This window comes from Margalitia sp. FSL K6-0131, assembly GCF_038008735.1.
Lineage (GTDB): Bacteria > Bacillota > Bacilli > Bacillales > Bacillaceae_C > Margalitia > Margalitia shackletonii.
This window is the reverse complement of the sequence record NZ_JBBOZS010000001.1, coordinates 1,079,952-1,096,007: the sequence shown is the minus strand read 5'-3', so window position 1 is coordinate 1,096,007 and position 16,056 is coordinate 1,079,952. Positions and strand designations below refer to the sequence as shown.

The window sequence follows — 16,056 nt, the reverse complement described above, 5'->3', positions numbered from 1 at the left end:
AATTATCCCTTTATGCAGCAAGCGAGCTTTTCCCTATATCCAATATATAAATTGGTATTGGACATTCCTTTGAGATAACATAATAATTTGAATTATATAAACAGGAGGTGATAGGATGCGTGCACTTGCAAAAGTTAATCCTGGCCCTGGTGCCACCATACAACATAGGGAAATTCCCATCCCTAAGGATAATGAAGTATTGCTTTCTATTAAAATAGCAGCGATTTGCGGTACTGACTTGCATATTTATGACTGGAACCCTTGGGCTGCTAATGCAAACATCCAGATTCCAGGAATTATGGGACATGAATGTGTTGGAGAAGTAGTGGATATTGGAAGAAAAGTTACCTCTTTATCGAAGGGAGACCGTGTAAGCGTCGAGACACACATCCCATGTGGTCATTGTCAGCTTTGTTTGAGTGGGAATCCCCATATTTGTGAGAACCTACAATTATTTGGCTTGCAAACAAACGGTTGTTTTGCAGAATATGCAACAGTTCCGGCGATTTGCGTCAGAAAAATCCCTTCCAGTATTCCGGATGAAATTGCCTCTGTATTAGAACCATTAGGAGTAGGGGTTCATGCTGCTCAGAAAGCGGATATTACAGGGAAACGAGTGGCTGTTCTCGGAGCCGGTCCTATTGGAATATTTTCAGCATGTTCTTGTATGGCACTTGGAGCGGAATCCGTTTCAATTAGCGACATCCAGCCAAATCGCTTGAAGATAGCTTCTGAATGCGCGGATGTTACAGCTTGGAATCCCCTTACATCAAAGAGTACCGATGTATTAACTGGCACTAATATTCCAGATGTCATCATAGAGACCACCGGGAATGAACGGGCACTTCAAGAAGCACTGCCTCATTTGCGAAAGGGTGGGCAGGTCGTACTAGCAGGTCTATTTCCTGGCAATGTTTCTCTTAATCTATCAAATGATCTTGTTTTTAAAGAGGCAACTCTTTATGGAATACATGGACGAAGAATGTGGAGCACTTGGGACTTGATGGAAGACTTAATTTCGAGTAAAAAGCTCAACATACAGCCTGCCTTAACTCACCACTTACCACTAGAGGACTATAAAGAAGCTTTTCAAATTTCCCATAGTGGCGAAGGGGTAAAAGTTCTCCTAACACCTTAAAAATAGTATATCGAGGAGGTTTTTCAATTGAATCGTAACAAAATTGCATTGATCACAGGAGCTGCACAAGGACTTGGTTTTGCCATTACAGATGTACTATCCTCATCCGGGTACAAGGTTATTTTGTTAGACCGAAATGAGGAGCAGCTCCAAGTGGCCACTAACAAACTTGTTAATGAAGGAAAAGATGCCCACGGGATAAACCTAGATTTGAGCTTCACAGAAGATATCAGTCGGATTGTAACAAAAATTCATGAAGACTTTGGAGATTTTCATGTACTAGTCAATAATGCGGGTGTTAATTTCGTTAAACCAGTTGAAACCGTGACGGAAAAAGATTGGGATTTTGTGATGAATATTAATTTGAAAGCAGCCTTCTTTATGATTCAATCAGTAGCTCCATATATCTCTAATGGAGGATCTATCATTAATATTTCCTCTATTGCTGCAAGTAGTCCTCGTCCACTATCGGTAGCTTATGCAGCATCAAAAGCTGGAATAATCAGTTTGACCAAAACAGCCTCTATTGTCCTTGCTCCCCGGAAAATTAGAGTAAATGCCGTATGCCCTGGTGCAATGGAAACGGATCTTCTTGCAAAAATGGCTGTGGATATGAGTGACCTTGCCAGTGTTACACCAGAGGAATCGATGAAAAATTACTTAGGAGACATTCCGCTTGGTCGTATCAGTTCACCAGAAGATGTTGCAAAAACAGTGGGATTTCTTGCCTCTGAGGATGCCTCTTATATTACAGGGCAAGCACTTAATGTGTGTGGTGGATTAACAGTCAAATAGGGATAGGAGCTTTTCATGTATGATACGTTTTTTGCAAATTTTGATTACGAGGTTTCTGCCGCTTTGGATAATTTGTTGTGCTTATATTGGGTATACATTTCCCGAATGGTTTACTGGGATAAAAAATTGGACTTCATTTGCCCTAGCTTTTATCCTCTTTATCATGGGACTCACCTTATCAAGAGATAGCCTGAAGCGGATTATGACACATCCTAAGAATGCCATTATCGGTGTCATTGGGAAATGGATAGTCACTACTGGAATTTCTTTTTTCCTTGCCTGTCTTTTTTTTAGTCATCAGAATGATCTTAAGGCTGGCGTTATTCTTGCCGGCTCCGTTCCAAGTGGAACCTCTGCTAACCTATATTCAATGATGGCAAATGGAAATGTTGCACTAAGTGTCATGATGTCTTCCTTAGATACATTTGTCAGTCCGTTCTTCACTCCCGTCATTATGAAAGCGGCAGTAGGGAGTGTAGTGTACGTTGCCATTACACCTCTTGTTTTAAAAATGGTATATGTTGTATTGTTGCCCATTTCACTAGGACTGTTGGTTCAATGGAAGTTCCAAGAAAAAATCACTGCTATTCGGAGCATCATTCCAGTTTTATCCTCAATCGCATTGCTGATTGTAGACTTGTCCGTCGTTTCAAATGCTCATAATATGCTCCACGATAATATGAATCAATTACCCAAGTTATTTTTATGTGTCTTTTTACAAATCACCATTCCGATGATTCTTGGTTATCTCTATAGTGCCCTATTTAAAATGGAAGAGCCGGAAAGACGTTCCATGGTCTATGAATTTGGCATATGCAATACGGCATTGGCAGCCCTGCTTGCAATGGTGAGCATTAGTCCTATAGCTGCCGTACCTGCTGTGACCAATATGATCGTCAATACATCATTGGGAGCTTTAATCGCTATATTATGGGAACCCGCTCATTCAAAATGGAAAAACCTATTTCATTCTCATAGAAAAAACAAGTTAAAGGTAAGTTAATTCAAAGAAATGGCCCCTGCTATCGGCATTGGGCCATTTTCTATTTATGAAAAAACAGCTTCCTGAATCCCTTCCACAATAGAAGGGTGTGGAAATACCATATTCTTTATTTCATCTATGGTAGATTCTAATGAGAGACCCAGAGTTGCGTGAGAGATGATTTCCGTTGCATTTGGGCATAATAGATGAATTCCAAGAATTTGTCCATATCTTTTATCCGATATCACCTTTATGAATCCTGTAGATTCCCCTTCAATCAATGCCCTTCCGCTTGCTCTTAGGGAAAAGTATCCCTCGTTCACATGAAATCCTCTCTTTTCTGCTTCTTCTTTTGTTAATCCGACCATTGCTGCTTCTGGATGAGAATAAATACATTGCGGAACTAAATCATATTGAATCGGATGTGGGGCAAATCCAAGTGCATGTTCTGCTGCTACTTTTCCTTCTGCCATTGCGACATGAGCAAGCATAATTGGACTTGAACAATCTCCAATGGCGTATATTCCATTTACATTAGTTTGTTGAAAGGTGTTTACTTTTACTTTATTCCCTTCTTTTACAACTCCAACTCTTTCTAGATGGAGCTGATCTCCAACTGCTTCTCTGCCAACTGCAACCAACACTACTTCAGCTTGAATGGAAGCATATTCAGATAACCTAAGGGTCACGCTATTTGATTCTCTTTCAAGCTTTTTTATTTTTTGGGAAAGACAGAAGGAAACCCCCTTTTTTTCTAAATGTGATTGGATATTGAAGGAAATATCCTTATCCATATTGGGTAGGATTCGATTCGCCGCTTCTACTACATGTACTTTTACCCCTAACTCCGTATAGATGGTGGCAAACTCAATCCCAATGACACCGCCGCCAATGATTGCTAGACTCTCTGGCAAAGTTTTTTGGGTTAGTAGTCCGTCACTTGTGAATACCCCTTCTGAATTAATCCCTTTGATCCTAGGTAAAACAGGACGACTTCCGGTGGCAATAATAATTGCATCCGCCGCAAATTCATAAGTTTCCTTTCCTTCTACTAAAACTTTCTTATCACATGTGAAGGAAGCAATTCCATTTAAAACATTAATTTTTCCTTTTCTTAAAAGTCCTTCTACCCCTTTTCTTAACTGGAGCACCGCTTCGTTTTTTCGAGAAAATATAGAATTCCATGGTACCCCTCCCATTACATTTTCGGGAAACATCGTCTTGCTTTTATGCCATATATGAGAGGATTCCAGTAAACTTTTTGTAGGAATGCATCCTTGATTTAAACAAGTACCGCCTAAATTATCTTTTTCTATCAACGTCACTTCGGCACCTAATTCACTTGCACGCAGCGCAGCCGTATATCCGCCTGGGCCACCGCCAATCACAACTACCTTCACGCTATTTTCCCCTCGCTTTCATCAGTAAACGAATGGGTTCTTGTATATAAAATTCGACGGTTTGGAGAAAGTTTGCTGCTTCAGCACCGTCTAAGGCACGATGATCAAAGGAAAGTGAAAAGGACATAAACGAGCGGCGGACAATGCCATCACCGATAAAGACTGGTTTCTCTATTATTCTGCCAACCCCTAAAATCCCAGTTTCCGGAGGGTTTATGATAGGGGTAAATTGCTCTACTCCCATCATTCCAAGATTGCTAATGGTAAAGGTTCCTCCTTGTGTCTCATCTAAGCGAAGCTTTTGTTCTTTGGCTCTGGATGTTATATCAGACATTAACTCTGCGATTTCAAGAATATCCATTTGATCCACTCGCTTTAAAACCGGAACAAGCAGGCCTTCAGGAACAGAAACTGCTATTCCCATATTTACCTCGTGGTGATAAAGGATCTCCTTATCTTGAAACCAAGCATTTAAAACAGGATGTTTTTGCAATGCCGCAGCGATAATTTTAATTAAGAAATGGGTGATGGATATTTTGAAATTTTTATCTAAGACCGCTTTTGCCGACAATAACGGAGTAACATCCACTTCCCTTGAGATCGTTACATGAGGTATTTGCTGCCAACTATTGCTCATCCGTTCAGCTATTACCTTGCGCATTCCCGTTATTGGCTTAACAGTTGCTGCAGGCATATCGATCGCTGCTGCAACTGCAGCTGATCCTTCCAGTTCCTTTTTGATCACATCCGGCAGCATAATCCTTCGTCCTTGTTCTATTTGTTGCCATTCAATCTCTTGTTCTTCTGCATATTTCTTTGCGAGCGGGGAAATTGCAGGAGAAACAGATTTTTTCATGACATCATGAGAAAGGATTATTCCTCTCGGCCCTGATGCCTCAACATCCTGCATAGAGATCCCTTGCTCTCTAGCAAGTTTTTTTGCATAAGGCGTCGCTCTCGTATAAGTATCAGAATAGACTTCCTCCACAACATTCTGCGCACCTTTTTCTTCTACCAGTCCATTACTTTTAGATTCTTCTTCTGGACCTTGCAAATCTAGTAATTCTGTTATATCTTCCGATTCCTCTGCAATAATGGCGAGAGGCGCGCCAACTTGAACGGTCTGTCCAACCTCTGTAAAAATATATCGAATTACGCCTTCCTGTGGCGCCTCAATCTCATTCGTAATTTTATCTGTTTCCACTTCATAAAGTGGTTCTCCTTGCTCCACTCGTTCCCCAACGGATTTATTCCAGTGGGATAAAGTTCCTTCTGTCATGGTTAAACCAAATTTCGGCATAGTAATGATGGATGCCATTTCAGATCCTCCTCTCTTTTAAGCACTTTATCTATTACCACTTTGCTTTTAACACTGCTTCCACGACACTTTCTACTTGTGGAATAACATGCTTCTCTAGTGGCGGGCTAAAAGGAATCGGTGTAAAGGCTGCCCCCACCCTTATAATCGGTGCATCTAAATACTCAAGAATGTTTTCACTGACTTGTGCAGCGATTTCTCCTCCTACACCACCCGACTTAACTGCTTCATGGGCAATGACAAGTCTATGAGTCTTTTTTACAGATTCGTATATTGTTTCCATATCCATCGGGACAATGGTTCTTAAATCGATTACTTCCGCACTAATACCATCTTGATCTTGTAATTGCTCTGCAGCCTCTAAACATTTTCCAAGCATGGCGGAGTAAGAAACAATGGTAATATCTTTTCCTTCTCTCACCACTGCTGCTTTTCCAATTGGGGTGACATAATCGTCGTCTGGAACCGATCCTTTTTGGCTAAACAAATTCTTATGTTCAAAAAAGATGACAGGATTTTGATCCCGAATGGCTGCTTTCAAAAGTCCTTTGGCATCTGCAGGATTCGATGGAATTACCACTTTTAGGCCAGGAATATGAAGAAACCACGCTTCAAGGGATTGAGAATGCTGAGCGGCAGCTGATTGGGTTACTCCATCTGGTGCCCGTAATACAAGGGGCATAGTTGCTTGGCCGCCAAACATATAGCGAATCTTTGCCATTTGATTCAGCACCTCGTCCATCGTTACCCCAATAAAATCAGCAAAATGCATATCAACAACCGGAACCGCTCCAGCTAGTGCCGCACCAATACCAGCACCAACTAAAGCAGTTTCTGAAATAGGAGTATCACGAACGCGATCGAGCCCAAATTCCTTTGGTAAACCTTTAAATTGACCGAATATACCGCCTTGGCTGGCGATATCTTCCCCCATAATAAAGATTCGTTCATCCCTGCGCATTTCTTCTTGCATCGCTTCCAGTGTAGCTTGGGAAAAGGTAATATTACGCATGACTCATGACCTCCTCTACGTATAAATCTTCGAATGCTTCTTCCGGTTTCGGGAATGGGCTTTCTTCCGCAAACTTCACTGCCTCTTCTATATCAATGGCTACTTGCTCTTCTATATCCTTTAATTGGATTTCATCTAATAAATTTTCACCCAGCACCCGTTCTAAGAACTTTTTCAACGGGTCATTGGATTCCATTTGTGCCATTACCTCTTCTCTAGTCCGATACTGCTCCGGATCCCCAACAAAATGTCCTTTTACTCTATAAGTTTTGCATTCTATTAAAGTTGGACCTTCGCCTCTTCTCGCTCTATCCACAGCCTTTACTGCCGCTTCATATACAGCAAAGACATCATTTCCATCCACCATTTCACTTGGCATTGCATAAGAGGTCGAGCGAACTGATATATCCGTAACCGCTGTCGCTTCATGAAGAGGAGTAGTGGAAGCCCATTGGTTATTTTCACAGACAAATATAACTGGGAGGTTCCAAACAGATGCCATATTCAGGCCTTCATGAAAAGTCCCACGGTTGCTTGCACCGTCTCCAAAAAAGCAAACTGCAACCCCGTCATCATTCTTCCTTAATTGAATGGCTAGTGCGGCTCCGACTGCCAAGTTGAATCCTCCTCCAACCACGCCGTTTGCCCCCAACATACCAATTCCAAAGTCGGCTATATGCATGGAACCTCCTTTTCCTTTACAATACCCTGTCCTTTTTCCATAAAGCTCTGCCATGCAACGTTTGACATCGGCACCTTTTGCAATAGTATGTCCATGCCCTCTATGTGTACTTGTAATATAATCCGATTTTCTCAACGTGGAGCATACTCCTACTCCTGTTGCTTCTTCACCAATATAAAGATGAACAAATCCTGGGATATCCCCAGCTAAAAACTTTTCGTTAATCACTTCTTCGAACCGTCTTATTAAAAGCATTTTATAGTACCAATGTTTGATGAGCTCCTTAGAGATACCTTTATTTCCCATATTAACCCTCCATTTGGTTCATGATTTTTCTTTTCATATCAATGGTAAGAAAAATTAAAACGCTTTCATATAACCAATATTAAAATTGGTATTCTTTATATTCCAAAATGGTATGATGAAGTAGCTTAATCCCCTTTTTCAACCATTCAAGTGAAGGGTGTGTATAAGCAAGGCGAATATAGTTTTCAAACATGCCAACCCCGCTCATCCAGTTCCCCGGAACAAAGGTAAAACCATTTTTCACCGCAAACTCTAATAATCGGTCTGTCGGTATTTCCTTCGGTACTTTACACCAAAGAAAGACTCCACCTTCTGGCAATTTGCAATGAATATAGGGACCTTCGTTCAATAGTTCCTTCATCAGGTGAAGGCGCTCCAAGTAAGCGCTCTTCAACTTCCAAATATGATTTTCTAGATTTCCTTCTGAGATATAGGCATGTAAGGCAATTTGCGTTAAATTATTGCTATGTAAATCTACCCTTTGTTTCACTTTCGATAGATTATGAATAATGCCTTCATTAGCAACTAAAACAGCTAAGCGAATCCCTGGATATAGATATTTGGAAAAGGATTGAATATAAATGACATTATCCGATCCTAATGATTTTATAGGAGGAGCCGGCTTGTCTTCAAAATAAAGCAAGCTAAACGGATCGTCTTCCACAATAAGCACTCCATATTTAGAACATAGCTCCAAAAGCTTCTTCCTTCGTTTTAAGGACATCGTGACGCCAGTTGGATTTTGGTAGGTCGGATTCACATAAATAAATTTAATAGGAAATTGCATTAACATATTCTCTAAACTATCCAAGCGAATTCCTTCCTCATCAAGAGTGATCCTTAGAATTTTCGCTCCAGTAGCCTTGAAAGCGTCAGCTGCTCCCAAAAATCCCGGCTCCTCCATTACCACATAATCACCTGGTTTTAAAAACAAACGACTGATTAAATCCAGTCCTTGCATAGCACCGGAAACAATCATAATTTCATTCAGCTTTACCTCGATTTTCACTTTTTTTAGCCACGATATCATTTCCAATCGCAGAGGCTCATATCCCTGTGTAGGGGAGGGTAATTGAAGTAAGATGGGATTCTTTCGCAAATGCTCGGAAAAGCATTGGCTAAGTTCAATTCCCGGATGTACTTCCGGAGCAGTACCTACTCCTGCAAGGTTAATGAGATGGGTATTTTCCCCGTGTCTCATGATTTCATCCATTCCTTGATTAATTTCACCAGTTGGATAGGCAAACTCCACTGGAAGGTCTAAATCCCTTTCCACTTCTTTAGCCCTTGGTCCACGCAATATAAAGGTTCCGCTTCCTTGATGGCTGCGAACCATTCCCCTTGCTTTCATTTCTTCATTGGCTAAGGTAATCGTCATTCTACTAACATTCAGTAATTTAGCCATTTTTCTTTCCGATGGCAACCGGGTACCTGGTTTTAATCTCCCATCATGAACCATTCCTTCTACTTGATGAATGATTTGTTTATAAAGAGGCATCTTATCCTTCGCATTAATTGCGAATTCTTCCCAAATGTTTTTCGTCATTGTTATCCCTCCCAAGCATGAAATTCTTTTTACCAAGATACTTTTAATAATATTTTAAATATACTGAATACTAATCGAAAGAAAAGGAGCTATTCTCTCATTTACAAAGAATAGCCCCACTTTTATCAATAGATTTCTGCTTTCACTCTTATGCTATTTTGTTACTAATTGCTTGCTATTTTGATGAGCATCCAAATTTTTCACTCTCGATTTATTTAGTGCTGCAAAGGTAAGAACAATAATGGACCCTAAAATGAGGAAGAATCCTAAAACATAGAAGCCTTCTAATAAATTTTTCCCTTGTGCAACCGCCCCAACGATAATCGGTCCGACAATCCCACCAAAATTACCAACTAAATTAATTAAACCATTTGCCGTACCAGCTTGGTTATTTGGTACAAATGACATCGCCCATGCCCACCATGGGCCAAATGCAGCATAGATCCCAATACCTGCGATGATTAGCATAATAAGATTAGTCGTAAGGTTTACACCGAAAATATGCTGAAGAACTAATGCCAGACCGCCAATCAATAATGGAATGGCAATAAAGAAGGAGCGTTTACTAGTATGAGAATCAGACCATTTTGCATTAAAATACATCGCAATAGCAGCTAATACAAACGGAATAGCTGTTAACCATCCGACCGTACCAATACCTGTACTGCTTAATTCCTTCATTAAACTAGGCATCCATAACCCGAAACTATACAATCCAGTAATCCAAAGAAAGTACACAACACAGAATACCCAAACACGATAATTGCCAATGACTTCAAGAAAAGATCCCTTTTCTTTTAACTCTGCAGTACGATTCTGTTTGATATAATCTAGCTCTTCTTTTGAAACATAGCGATCTTTTTCAGGAGAGTCTGAAGCAAACCAAGCAAAGAAAATAGCCAATACGATAGGTAAACTTCCTTGTAAGATAAACATGACATGATAATTCCAATTTTCAATCATCCATCCTGCTAGAGGGGCCATAATAATAGAAGAGATTGGCAGAGACATTTCGGAAAAATTTATCGCTCTTGCTCTTTCTGAATTGGCATACCAATTAATAAAATAAATGGCAAAAGCTGGCCATAATACTCCTTCAGCAAGACCCATTATAAAACGAACTACTAACAGCCCATCGTAACTCTTCACAACACCTGTTAAAATACCGGTTATCCCTAATAGTACTAGAGAACCGACAATAATTTTTTTCGCACTATACTTACTTGCTAATAGGCCACTTGGTATTTGGGTAATGACATATCCCCAAAAAAATGCAGATAATAAAACACCTGTCGTAGTAGAAGAAAGTCCAAGAGATTTAACCATTAATGGTGCAGCCATCCCAATATTGGACCTATCCACAAATGCCACTAGATAGGTTAGAAATAATAACAATCCAATCCTATACCATCTTGCCTTTGGAATACTCATTTTTTTCTCTCCTTTACCCCTAAATAATTTTGTCTCATAAATATTGCCTAAAGAAATAATATAACCCCTCTAATTTTTTGGCAGCGCTTACTTTCATTTATTTTAGAATAATCAAAATTTCCACCTCTAAACATAACCACTTTCAAAATTGGATATATAGAGATTACGAGACGGGGCCATTTCTTACAATCGGAACCCAAACACTTTATAAATACTAGAAATAGGTGCTTTTGCTTTCCCCTTGAGATGCCCCTATCAAATTACAGTAATTTTTTTTAATCACATTGTTATACTTCTTAATTTGCTAGTAATCGTTTTTTAATAATTCTTTATTATCATTATTTACAAATCCATATAAGAAGGTGATCCCCATGAAAAAGTTAAGAGCAATAGTTTGTTATATCCGTGGATTTCATAAATATAACTATTATTCTGGTGAATGTATAAAGTGTGGGAGAAAAGCATTTAAAGAAGAAATAAAAGATAAAGAATAAGTTTCAAACATCATTTTGAAATTCCCATATTTCAGGTAAAAAGAAATAGACTAGACAATCAATTTGCCTAGCCTTATCATTTATCCCGCTCATGAAGCAGGGCTGAAAAATTTAATTTATTTTTCGGAAGATTCATAGGAAATGTGCCGGTTATGAATGTTGAGTAGGCCATGTCGAGGACTCCGTCTCCTGACATTTATTATGAAACAGTGAATTGTTTTTCATAAACGGTATATTTTTTTACTTTTTCCTTATCTACGGTATAGCCTATTCCATTCCCGCTTGGCAGTTGAACAATGCCGTTCTTTACTTCTACCTCCGGCTGAATGATATCCTCATGCCAATATTGCTGAGATGGGCCTGTGTCTCCCGGAATAAGGAATTGACTTAATGATGTAATAGCAATATTATGAGCACGCCCTATTCCAGCTTCTAACATTCCGCCGCACCATACTGGAATGTTATGTTCTTTACATAGATTGTGAATTTTAATCGATTCAGAATGTCCTCCAACACGTCCTATTTTGATATTAATAATTTTGCAGCTTCCTAATTCAATTGCATTTTTGGCATCTTCATAGGAGCAAATGCTTTCATCCAGGCATATTGGAGTTTCGATTTGCTTTTGAAGCTTACTATGATGAATAATATCATCGTGCTCCAAAGGTTGTTCGATCATTAAAAGATTAAATTGATCCAGTTGCTTAAGAAGGTCGATATCCTTTAAGGTGTAGGCGGAATTAGCGTCTGCCATTAATGGAATATCCGGAAAAACCTTTCTTATTTCCCGAATAACCTCCACATCTTTTCCAGGCTTAATTTTGACTTTAATTTTATGGAATCCTTTATCCATTTTTTCCTCAATAGTTTCTAATAATTCTTTAATAGAATCTTTAATCCCAATACTTACTCCTACTTTAATATCCTTCTTTTCCCCGCCCAGCACTTTATACAATGGAACACCATTGTTTTTTGCATACAAGTCCCAGATGGCTGTTTCCACTGTTGATTTTGCCATGCGATTACGGCGGATGTACGAAATCTGCTGGTTAAATTGGTCGGGATGATCATACGAATTTCCTAAAATAGAAGGAATTAAAAAGTCCTCTAATATATGCTGATTGGTTATCGTGGTTTCTTCATTATAGCCTGGGAAAGTAAGCGCTCCTGATTCCCCCCAGCCGATATTTCCATTCTTATCTTCTACTTCTAAAATGCAAAACTCTTTTTCCGTTTGAGTGCCAAAGCTAGTCGTAAATGGTTGTTTTAATTTCATTTGTAGTTTGCGCAAAGTAATCTTCTTTGGCTGAATAGGTTTCATAGTCATATCATTCTTCCCCACTTTCTTTGGAAAATGTCCTTAATACGGCAGTTGTTAATATATCAATCCCTGAAAGAATAGCATTCCTGTCAAATGTCATATGTGGATGATGGAGTCCAGGCTCCAATCCGCAGCCAAGGCCAAGCATGGTTGCATGGATGTGCGGCCGGTTTAATTTATAATAATGAAAGTCTTCCCCGCCAGTTGTCACAAGGGCATCATCGAGGTTTTCACTTCCCAGTACCTCTGCAATAGAACTCGCCATAATGTTTTCCGCGACAGGATCTATCGTTGCCGCAGCTAAACTTCCTGGGATATCCAAATCTATTTTCACTTTATGAAATTCTGCAATGGAATCGACCGCAGCCTTAACATGCTCCTCTAAAGTATCCATTGCTTCATTTGTTTGTGCCCGAAGATCCAGGCTGAAGGATGCTTGACCAGGAATAATATTGGAGCTTTCCCCTCCTGCATGAAGCTTCGTCATTTTCACAGAATAAGGAATCATTGGATCAATATGAATAAAGCCAAGTTCATGGATTATCGAAGCAGCTACTTCAATAGCATTGGTTCCAAGATGCGGTCTTGCACCATGTGCATCTTCTCCAATAATCGTGCCGCTGATATGCTGGCTTGCTCCATGTAAAATTGCCGGAGCCGCCCTGCCGTTTAAGGTTTCTTGGATTGGCCGTACATGAACGCCGTACAAGTAATCAACGTCATCCACTACTCCCTTTTTCAGCATCGTTTTCGCCCCCAGCCCAATCTCTTCAGCTGGTTGAAAAATAAATCGAATGGTTCCGGATGGTAATGTTTTTTGCCTTTTTAGAAGCATAGCGGTTCCAAGCGCCATCGTCATGTGTGAATCATGGCCACAGGAATGATTCGCTTTAAACTTCCCATCTACCTCTTGCCACAAAGCATCCATATCCGCACGAACAGCAACAACAGGCGAGCCTTCCCCCAATTCCCCTATTACACCTGGGCAATCATCGAAGGTCTTCGTTCTGTACCCAAGCTCATCTAGTTTCGCCTTAATAAATTGTGTCGTGTTATATTCTTTCATGCTTAATTCCGGATGTTCGTGCAGGTAATGAAAAATATCCAATACCTCATCTTTTATCTCTCGTATATTGCTAGTTAAAGTTTTCATGAACATATTCCTTTCTAAAGTTGTCAAAATTACTGTACAAAAAAGTCCATTATTTTATCCTCTTCTTTAAAATCTATATTGGCGTTGCTTTTTACAGAAATACCGGAAAGCAATGCATTCATCATGGAAAAAGTAACAGGTGCAAACTGCAGGATGGATCTCGTTGGTATTTCCAAAGTAAATACAATATCAGCATATTCCGTAATCGGTGAGATGGTGGTATCTGTAAAGGCAATGACAAATAACCCTTTTTCCTTTGCCTTTTCTGCCAGTCGAATAGGGTGCAAAGAATAGCGATAATAAGAGAAAACAACTAAAACACTTTGGTCTGTAAAAGCGCCTAAATGCGTCGAAAACTCCGGTCGGTAAAGATGACAATTCTTTTTTAATAGATCCAGTGCAAAGGTAAACCAATGTGCCATCGGAAACGCTGCGTGAAGACCCGCCACTAATACTGCATCGGCATCTACTATTTTGGAGATTGCTGCATCCATATCCTCTGGATTCATATGATTTGCCGTATTCTCAATGTTGGTTTGATCCCAGCGCATAATTTGCTTGAAAGAATACGGAGATTGATCACTCTCTTTTCCATCATTACTCCATTTAGCCGTGCGTATATCATAGATTACTTCCCTAATCTCCTGCTGTAGCTCACTATACCCTTGGTAGCCGAGAGCATTGCAAAAGCGAATAATCATCGTTTCACTTACACCAATCGACTCGCCAACTGTTTTAGCAGAACGGGCTGCAAATGCAGTGGGGTCAGCTAATAACAAATCTGCTACTCTTTTCATTCCCTTCGTTAATTGATCGTATTTTTCTTGTACTTTCTTTTGAAAATGAAACAGTTGACATCACCTCGAAGGATTTTTTGCAAAATGTATTGATTTGAAGGAAAACCTTTAATATAATCTAACACATACCCTAAATATTCGCAATATTCCGTTATGAATGTTTATTCCAAACCTTTCTAAAAATCATCTCAGCACAAAGGAGGAAATTGAATGAGCTTACAAGCCGAAACAAAAAAACCTATGCAGCATAAATCGAAGTTTAAGATGCCTGATGCATATGTATTACTTTTCTTAGTGGCATTAATTTGTGCGATTGCTACGTATTTTGTTCCTGCAGGAGAATTTAACAGGGTAATGAAAGGAACCATCTCCACCACCATTCCGGGAAGCTACCATACGGTTGCTCAATCACCTGTTAGTTTTGTGAACTTTTTCTCATCCATTGGACAAGGAATGTCAGCCGCATCTTCCATCATCTTTTTAATTCTTTTCACCGGTGGTACCATCGCCATCCTGGAAAAAACAGGGGCAATCAACGGATTAATTTATCACGTCATTAACAAGTTTCGAACACGCCAACTTCTATTCGTTTGTATCGTTGCTGCATTATTTTCTATTTTAGGAACAACAGGAATTGTGGTGAACTCGGTAATCGGCTTTATTCCCATCGGAATCATCGTTGCCCGTACCTTAAAATGGGATGCTGTTGTAGGTGCAGCAATTATTTATTTAGGTGCCTACGCCGGATTTAATGCCACCATTTTATCGCCATCGCCATTAGGGATTTCACAAACGATTGCGGAGCTGCCTATGTTTTCAGGCATGGGCTTGCGAATTGCCATTTATGTCTGCTTCCTGATCGCAACCATTATTTATATTTACCTTTATACAAAACGACTTAAGAATCCGAATAAAGGGAGCGTTCTCGGTAAGGATTGGTTTCCAAGCAAGGCTCTTCTAAGTGATGAAAAAACGAATGAAAGTGCCGTTTCTTGGACCATTCGTCATAAGCTCATTTTACTTATCACAGCGTTATCGTTGATTGGATTTTTAGCGGGAGCCCTTTGGTTAAAATGGGGCGATATCGAAATGACTGGAACATTTATTTTCATCGCTATCGCTGCTGGAATTATCGGAGGATTAAAAGCAAATGATATCGCTTCTACCTTTTTACAAGGTTGCCAACGACTAGTTTACGGTTCTTTAATTGTCGGAATGGCCCGCTGTATATCAGTTATTTTAGAAAACGGAAAATTATTGGATACTATCGTAAACGGCTTAGCTCACTTATTACAAGGACATAGCCCGCTCTTTGGTGCAATCGGCATGTACTTAAGCAGTGCAGCCCTGCATTTCCTGATTTCCTCTGGAACAGGGGAATCTGTCGTCTTTATTCCAATTCTTGCTCCATTATCTGACTTAATGCATATTACAAGACAAGTGGCGGTCGAAGCAGTCATGCTCGGAGAAGGAGTTGTGAACTGCCTGAATCCAACATCCGGAGTTCTCATGGGGGTTCTTGCCGCAAGTGGCATTCCTTATGGAAAATGGCTGCGTTTCATGGCTCCATTAGCACTCATTTGGTTTTTAATTGGACTTATCTTCCTCATCGTTGGTGTCTTGATTCATTGGGGACCTTATTAAGAGGAAATTTTTATAGGCGATTTACCTGTTAGAAAAG

13 protein-coding genes and 1 pseudogene are annotated in these 16,056 nt (G+C 39.8%); 5 read left to right on the top strand and 9 right to left on the bottom strand.

Annotation, left to right across the window (positions count from 1 at the left end):
- Positions 1–115: 115 nt before the first annotated feature.
- The 3 genes from NSQ59_RS05405 to NSQ59_RS05395 are packed head-to-tail and all read left to right on the top strand — an operon-like array spanning position 116 to position 2,936.
- Positions 116–1,138 (top strand): alcohol dehydrogenase catalytic domain-containing protein, encoded by a 1,023-nt coding sequence (locus NSQ59_RS05405; protein ID WP_126648821.1) that lies wholly within the window; start codon positions 116–118, stop codon positions 1,136–1,138.
- Between the two features lie 27 nt (positions 1,139–1,165).
- Positions 1,166–1,933, top strand: a complete 768-nt coding sequence (locus NSQ59_RS05400) for an SDR family NAD(P)-dependent oxidoreductase (RefSeq protein ID WP_055738502.1) — start codon at positions 1,166–1,168, stop codon at positions 1,931–1,933.
- 19 nt (positions 1,934–1,952) lie between these two features.
- Positions 1,953–2,936, top strand: a complete 984-nt coding sequence (locus tag NSQ59_RS05395) for a bile acid:sodium symporter family protein (RefSeq protein WP_055738501.1) — start codon at positions 1,953–1,955, stop codon at positions 2,934–2,936.
- A 68-nt stretch (positions 2,937–3,004) separates the two neighbouring features.
- Here the strand turns inward: NSQ59_RS05395 and lpdA are convergent.
- The 6 genes and pseudogenes from lpdA to NSQ59_RS05365 form a co-directional block, all read right to left on the bottom strand.
- A pseudogene (gene lpdA / locus NSQ59_RS05390) lies at positions 3,005–4,315 on the bottom strand (dihydrolipoyl dehydrogenase); the annotation flags it as partial.
- Between the two features lies 1 nt (position 4,316).
- Positions 4,317–5,633, bottom strand: a complete 1,317-nt coding sequence (locus tag NSQ59_RS05385; protein WP_340829895.1) for a dihydrolipoamide acetyltransferase family protein — start codon at positions 5,631–5,633, stop codon at positions 4,317–4,319.
- A 34-nt stretch (positions 5,634–5,667) separates the two neighbouring features.
- Positions 5,668–6,645 (bottom strand): alpha-ketoacid dehydrogenase subunit beta, encoded by a 978-nt coding sequence (locus NSQ59_RS05380; protein WP_055738498.1) that lies wholly within the window; start codon positions 6,643–6,645, stop codon positions 5,668–5,670.
- A complete protein-coding gene (locus tag NSQ59_RS05375) occupies positions 6,638–7,633 on the bottom strand; it encodes a thiamine pyrophosphate-dependent dehydrogenase E1 component subunit alpha (RefSeq protein WP_340829892.1) in 996 nt (331 codons plus the stop codon). Before NSQ59_RS05375 ends, NSQ59_RS05380 begins: the two co-directional genes overlap by 8 nt.
- 79 nt (positions 7,634–7,712) lie before the next feature.
- Positions 7,713–9,179, bottom strand: coding sequence for an aminotransferase-like domain-containing protein (locus NSQ59_RS05370; RefSeq protein ID WP_055738496.1), 1,467 nt, complete (start codon positions 9,177–9,179; stop codon positions 7,713–7,715).
- A 153-nt stretch (positions 9,180–9,332) separates the two neighbouring features.
- On the bottom strand, positions 9,333–10,610 hold the full coding sequence (locus NSQ59_RS05365) for an MFS transporter (RefSeq protein ID WP_055738495.1): 1,278 nt from the start codon (positions 10,608–10,610) through the stop codon (positions 9,333–9,335).
- Between the two features lie 371 nt (positions 10,611–10,981).
- On the opposite strand from NSQ59_RS05365, the gene NSQ59_RS05360 reads away from it, so the two are divergent.
- The gene (locus NSQ59_RS05360) at positions 10,982–11,104 is read left to right on the top strand and encodes a hypothetical protein (RefSeq protein WP_340829889.1); all 123 of its coding nucleotides are present in this window, start codon (positions 10,982–10,984) and stop codon (positions 11,102–11,104) included.
- Between the two features lie 199 nt (positions 11,105–11,303).
- Here the strand turns inward: NSQ59_RS05360 and menC are convergent, their stop codons facing one another.
- The 3 genes from menC to NSQ59_RS05345 are packed head-to-tail and all read right to left on the bottom strand — an operon-like array spanning position 11,304 to position 14,429.
- Positions 11,304–12,431: an o-succinylbenzoate synthase gene (gene menC, locus NSQ59_RS05355; protein ID WP_445669201.1), complete on the bottom strand. Its 1,128-nt coding sequence runs from the start codon at positions 12,429–12,431 to the stop codon at positions 11,304–11,306.
- A gap of 1 nt (position 12,432) precedes the next feature.
- The gene (locus tag NSQ59_RS05350) at positions 12,433–13,578 is read right to left on the bottom strand and encodes a M20 peptidase aminoacylase family protein (RefSeq protein WP_055738494.1); all 1,146 of its coding nucleotides are present in this window, start codon (positions 13,576–13,578) and stop codon (positions 12,433–12,435) included.
- Between the two features lie 29 nt (positions 13,579–13,607).
- Positions 13,608–14,429 (bottom strand): MurR/RpiR family transcriptional regulator, encoded by an 822-nt coding sequence (locus tag NSQ59_RS05345; RefSeq protein ID WP_268888394.1) that lies wholly within the window; start codon positions 14,427–14,429, stop codon positions 13,608–13,610.
- Positions 14,430–14,585: 156 nt separating this feature from the next.
- Here NSQ59_RS05345 and NSQ59_RS05340 point away from each other — a divergent pair, with 156 nt between their 5' ends.
- Entirely contained in the window at positions 14,586–16,019 is a 1,434-nt protein-coding gene (locus NSQ59_RS05340; RefSeq protein ID WP_055738492.1) for a YfcC family protein, read from the top strand.
- Positions 16,020–16,056 lie beyond the last annotated feature (37 nt).

Coding starts and splice junctions, on each gene's coding strand:
- menC (WP_445669201.1), bottom strand. CDS start 12,431: ATGACTATGAAACCTATTCAGCCAAAGAAGATTACTTTGCGCAAACTA.
- NSQ59_RS05375 (WP_340829892.1), bottom strand. CDS start 7,633: ATGGGAAATAAAGGTATCTCTAAGGAGCTCATCAAACATTGGTACTAT.
- NSQ59_RS05385 (WP_340829895.1), bottom strand. CDS start 5,633: ATGGCATCCATCATTACTATGCCGAAATTTGGTTTAACCATGACAGAA.
- NSQ59_RS05395 (WP_055738501.1), top strand. CDS start 1,953: ATGATACGTTTTTTGCAAATTTTGATTACGAGGTTTCTGCCGCTTTGG.
- NSQ59_RS05340 (WP_055738492.1), top strand. CDS start 14,586: ATGAGCTTACAAGCCGAAACAAAAAAACCTATGCAGCATAAATCGAAG.
- NSQ59_RS05405 (WP_126648821.1), top strand. CDS start 116: ATGCGTGCACTTGCAAAAGTTAATCCTGGCCCTGGTGCCACCATACAA.
- NSQ59_RS05380 (WP_055738498.1), bottom strand. CDS start 6,645: ATGCGTAATATTACCTTTTCCCAAGCTACACTGGAAGCGATGCAAGAA.
- NSQ59_RS05350 (WP_055738494.1), bottom strand. CDS start 13,578: ATGAAAACTTTAACTAGCAATATACGAGAGATAAAAGATGAGGTATTG.
- NSQ59_RS05360 (WP_340829889.1), top strand. CDS start 10,982: ATGAAAAAGTTAAGAGCAATAGTTTGTTATATCCGTGGATTTCATAAA.
- NSQ59_RS05370 (WP_055738496.1), bottom strand. CDS start 9,179: ATGACGAAAAACATTTGGGAAGAATTCGCAATTAATGCGAAGGATAAG.
- NSQ59_RS05365 (WP_055738495.1), bottom strand. CDS start 10,610: ATGAGTATTCCAAAGGCAAGATGGTATAGGATTGGATTGTTATTATTT.